Here is a 5,181-nt window from a genome sequence, read left to right on the forward strand (position 1 = left end):
CCTCACCGGCGGCCGGAAGGCCGCCCGGGGAGAACCTGCCCGGGTCGCCGGCCAGGGAGACCCTTTACCGCCGCCGGCCGGCGGGGCGGCGCCCCCGGGGGGGGGGGCCCCCGGGGGGGGGGGGGGCGGGTGGCGGCCGGCGGGCCGCCCCCCGCCATGCCGATCAGCGCCACCACCAGCCGGTCCGCCACCCCGGCGTCGCCGGCCAGCAGGGTGGCCATCGGCTCGCGGAAGAGCACGGTCACCAGGGCGAGCGCGACCCCCAGACCGAGTGACCACACGACGACGGCCCGGGCCAACGCCCGACCGTGCGCGGCCAGACCGGCGCCCAGGGCGGCGCCCACGAGCGATTGCGCGGCGATGGCCACGGAGTCCAGGACGAGCGAGTACAGCGACCACAACTGCTGCGCGAGATGATGGGCGGCGAGCGAGTTGACGCCCGCCGCGGCGGCGGCCGTGGTGGCGACGGCGAAGGTGATCTGGAATGACGCGGTACGGATGACGAGGTCGACGCCCATCCGCAGTTGGCTGACGATGACGGCCCGGCGGGGACGCAGCGAACCCGTGTGCTCGAGGACCAACGCGGTGAGGAAGCCGCCCGCCATGAGCAGCTGACCGGCCAGGTTGGACCAGGCGCTGCCGACCAGACCCATCTCCGGCGCGGGTCCCAGTCCGGGGACCAGCACCACGCACCCGACGGTCGACACGCCGATCCCGACGGCCACCAGCACGAGCGGGGTGCGCAGGCGCTGGACGCCGCGCATCCATCCGTGGCCGGCCGAGGCGACGAGGATGCACGGGATACCCCACACGGCCACCCGCAGCCACTCGGCGGCGCCCGCGGCCACCCCGGCGTCGGCGGCGAGGGCGCGGGTGAGCGGGCCCATCAGCGCCGATACCGCGGCGACCACGAGCGCTCCGACGCCGAGGGCGATCCACGTCGCCTGCACGCCCTCGGCGACCGCATCAGCGCGCCGACCGGCGCCGTGCAGCCGCGCGGACCGGGCGGTGGTCCCGTAGGACAGGAAGTTCATCTGGGTGCCCAGCACGAGCAGCACGAGCGCGCCGACCCCGAGGGCCGCGAGCGCGTCCGCGCCCTGTCGGCCCACGATGATGCCGTCGACCAACAGGTAGACGGGCTCGGCCGACAGCACCGGCAGAACGGGCAGCGCGATGGACCACAGGCGTCGGCCGATCGCCCCGACCCCGACCCCGACCTCCGGCGCCGGCTCCGGCTCCGGCCGCGCCGCCGACCGCGGCGCGGTGGGCGCGGCGTCAGCCGAGGAGTTCACGGAGCCTCGCACTCACGGCGTCGAGGTCACCGCGGACGGTGCAGCCGGCCGCAGACGGGTGTCCGCCGCCGCCCAGAGACCCGGCCACGACCGAGACGTCGATCGCCTCGCGGTCCGCGTCACCCCGGGAGCGCAGCGAGACGGCCCACTCCCCCGGCCGGTACTCCTTCAGCAGGACCGCCACCCGCGCCTCGCGAACGCCCCGCAGATGGGACACGAGCGACTCGACGTCGTCCTCGTCCGCCGCGGCGATCACCTCGTACGGGACCGCGAGCCAGACCGCGCCCCGACCACCCACGGCGTCGACGTCCAGACGGACGGTGGCGAGCAGCTCACCCAGGACCCGCAGCCACGTGAAGGAACGGGCGTCGAGCAGGTCGTACGCGAGCTCCTCCGACTCCGCTCCGGCCTCGAGCAGGCGGCGGGCGGTCTCGTGCGCGTCCGACCCGCCCCACCGGAAGGACCCGGTGTCGGTGACGAGACCGGCGTAGAGACTGGTGGCGATGTCGGCGTCGACGACGTAGCCGCCGGCGTCGAGCACCTCCAACACGAGCGAGGCGGTCGACGCGGCGGTCGGGTCGAGATACATGTGCGATCCGAAACCCGGGTTCGATCCGTGGTGGTCGACCACCAGCACCTCGGAGGCGCGCTCGGCCAGCCGTTCCCAGGCCCCGGCCCGGTCGGGGCTCGCACAGTCCAGGGTCACCACGAGGCCGCCGTGGGCGGGCACCCGGGACAGCGGGATCACCCGGTCGGTGCCCGGGATGGCGCGCAGCGCGTCCGGGACCACGCCGGGGTCGAACGAATGGTGGACGGTCACGCCGACCGCGCGCAGCGCCCGCGCCAGACCGCAGGAGCTGCCCAGGGCGTCGGCGTCCGGGCGGACGTGACAGAGCACGGTCACCTCGCGGTGCCGCCCCAACACGTCCGCCGCCCCCGCGGCGTCCACCGCCGTGGTCACCGGTCGTCGTCCTCCGGTCGGTCCTCCTCCGGCTTCCGATAGGGGTCCTCGTCACCGGCCGGACGCGCGTTCTCGGCCGCACGACGGACCTGCTCGTCGCTGGCCCGCGCCCTGGCGAGGAGTTCCTCCATGTGCCGCGCGGCGTCGGGCACGGAGTCGAGCACGAACGTGAGCTCCGGGGTGAACTTGACCCCGGTCTGCCGGCCGACCATCGTGCGCAGACGCCCCCGCGCGGCGGTCAACGCCGCCTCCGCGGCCTCGAGGTCCGGCTCCTCGTCGAGGGTCTCGCCCCGAACCGTGTAGTACAGGGTGGCGACCCGCAGGTCCGCGGTGATGCGCGAGTCGGTGATGGTGACGTACTCGAGACGCGGATCCTTGATCTCGTGCTCGATGGCCGTCGCGACGATCTCACCGATCCGCTTGCCGAGCCGTCCCGCGCGTCCCTTGCCGGTCATGGCGATCCTCCTTGACATGGTGCGACCGCTGGGCGGTCACGTGTTGACGAGCGCACCGCGGGGGCAGGTCCGTACGATACGGAACCCGCCCCCACGGTGTGCTCTGCGACGTCAGTCGCGCGGCTTCTCGACGAGCTCGTACGTCTCGATCACGTCGCCGATCTTGATGTCGGAGTACGTCACCGTCAGACCGCACTCGAAGCCCTCGCGGACCTCGGTCACGTCGTCCTTCTCGCGGCGCAGCGAGGAGACGGTCATCTCCTCCACGACCACGTTGCCGTCGCGGATGAGCCGCGCCTTGGCGTTACGCCGCATGATGCCGTCGAGCACCATACAACCGGCGATGTTGCCCACCTTGGAGGAGCGGAAGATCTGGCGGATCTCCGCCTGACCGAGCTGCTTCTCCTCGTAGATCGGCTTGAGCATGCCCTTGAGCGCGCTCTCGATCTCGTCGATCGCCTGGTAGATGATCGAGTAGTACCGGATGTCGACGCCCTCACGGTTGGCCATCTCGGTGGCCTTACCCTCCGCGCGGACGTTGAACCCGATGATCACCGCGTCGGACGCCGCCGCCAGGTTGACGTTCGTCTCGGTGACGGCGCCGACGCCGCGGTCGATGACGCGCAGCTGCACCTCGTCGTCGATCTCGATACCCATGAGGGCCTCTTCGAGGGCCTCGACCGTACCGGAGTTGTCGCCCTTGATGATGAGGTTGAGCTGGCTCGTCTCCTTGAGGTGCGAATCCAGGTCCTCGAGGCTGATCCGGCGACGGCTGCGCGCGGCCATCGCGTTGCGCTTACGCGCATTGCGTCGATCGGCGATCTGCCTGGCCGTGCGGTCCTCGTCGACCACCATCAGGGTGTCGCCGGCGCCACACACGCTGGTCAGACCGATGACCTGGACCGGACGCGACGGGGTCGCCTCCTCGACGTCCTGGCCGTGCTCGTCGACCATGCGGCGCACACGACCGTATGCGTCGCCGGCGACGATCGAGTCGCCGACCCGCAGCGTGCCGCGCTGGATGAGCACGGTGGCCACGGGGCCACGACCGCGATCGAGGTGCGCCTCGATCGCGACGCCCTGGGCGTCCATGTCCGGGTTGGCCCGCAGGTCCAGAGCGGCGTCCGCGGTGAGGACGACGGCCTCGAGCAGCGAATCGATGTTCAGGTTCTGCTTGGCGGAGATGTCGACGAACATGGTGTCGCCGCCGTACTCCTCCGGCACGAGGCCGTACTCGGTCATCTGGCCACGGATCTTGTCGGGCTGCGCGCCCTCCTTGTCGATCTTGTTGACCGCCACGACGATCGGCACGTCGGCCGCCTGCGCGTGGTTGATCGCCTCGACCGTCTGCGGCATCACGCCGTCGTCCGCCGCCACCACGATGATCGCGATGTCGGTCGACTTGGCGCCGCGGGCACGCATGGCGGTGAACGCCTCGTGACCCGGGGTGTCGATGAAGGTGATCGTGCGCTCGACGTCGTCGACCGGCACGGTGACCTGGTAGGCACCGATGTGCTGGGTGATGCCGCCGGCCTCACCCTCGCCGACCTTGGCGGACCGGATGCTGTCGAGCAACCGGGTCTTGCCGTGGTCGACGTGACCCATGACGGTAACGACCGCGGGACGACGCTCGAGGTCCTCTTCGCCGCCCTCGTCCTCGCCGAAGGACAGGTCGAAGGACTCGAGCAGCTCGCGGTCCTCGTCCTCGGGGCTGACGATCTGGACCTTGTACCCCATCTCCTCACCGAGGAGCTGGAGGGTCTCCGGAGTGACCGACTGCGTCGCGGTGACCATCTCGCCCAGGTTGAACAGCGCCTGGACCAGCTGCGACGGGTTGACGTCGATCTTGTCCGCGAAGTCGCTCAGCGAGGCGCCCTGAGCCAGCCGCAGGACCTGCCCACGACCGTCTGGGAGCCGGACGCCGCCGACCTCCGGTGCCCGCATCGAATCGTATTCCTGACGCTTCTGCCGCTTCGACTTGCGACCCCTGCGCGGGGCACCGCCGGGACGTCCGAACGCGCCCGCGGCACCGCCGCGACCGCGCCCGCCGCCACCGGGCCGACCGCGGAAACCACCGCCGCCCGCTGCCGGGGCACCGCCGCCACCGCCGGGGCGGAAGCCGCCGCCGCCGGGACGTCCGCCGGGGCCACCGGGCCGACCGCGGCCCGCTGCGGGCCGTGCGACCTGCCCCGGCATCTGACCGGGGTTGGGACGAGGCGGCATGTTGCCGGGGCTGGGACGGGGGCCGCCCTGGCCCGGAGCACCCTGGCGCTGCGGGGGACGGGGACCACCCTGGCCCGGCGCCGGACGTGCGCCACCCGGACGCGGACCGGCCTGCCCGGGACCCGGGCGGGGGCCGCCCTGCGGGCGCGGGGCGGGCGTGGTGCCGCTGGAGTACGGGTTGTTACCCACGCGCGGCGTCTTGGGCCCGGGCTTCGGGCCGGCCGGACGGGGGCCGGGAGCCGGGCGGGAC

At 72.8% G+C, this 5,181-nt stretch carries 4 protein-coding genes; all 4 read right to left on the reverse strand.

From position 1 onward, the window contains the following. Window positions 1-2 precede the first annotated feature (2 nt). On the reverse strand, window positions 3-1,292 hold the full coding sequence (locus tag KHA85_RS15960) for an MATE family efflux transporter (protein ID WP_308936979.1): 1,290 nt from the start codon (window positions 1,290-1,292) through the stop codon (window positions 3-5). Next, on the reverse strand, window positions 1,276-2,253 hold the full coding sequence (locus tag KHA85_RS15965; RefSeq protein WP_213186566.1) for a DHH family phosphoesterase: 978 nt from the start codon (window positions 2,251-2,253) through the stop codon (window positions 1,276-1,278). Before KHA85_RS15965 ends, KHA85_RS15960 begins: the two co-directional genes overlap by 17 nt. Continuing rightward, window positions 2,250-2,708: a 30S ribosome-binding factor RbfA gene (gene rbfA, locus KHA85_RS15970; RefSeq protein WP_007632708.1), complete on the reverse strand. Its 459-nt coding sequence runs from the start codon at window positions 2,706-2,708 to the stop codon at window positions 2,250-2,252. The genes KHA85_RS15965 and rbfA overlap by 4 nt, the downstream gene beginning before the upstream one ends. Before the next feature lie 111 nt (window positions 2,709-2,819). Further along, window positions 2,820-5,181, reverse strand: a 2,362-nt coding sequence (infB, locus tag KHA85_RS15975; protein WP_213186567.1) for a translation initiation factor IF-2, incomplete at its 5' end; no start/stop codon positions are given.

Source organism: Dietzia massiliensis, from assembly GCF_018390595.1.
Classification (GTDB): Bacteria; Actinomycetota; Actinomycetes; order Mycobacteriales; family Mycobacteriaceae; genus Dietzia; species Dietzia massiliensis.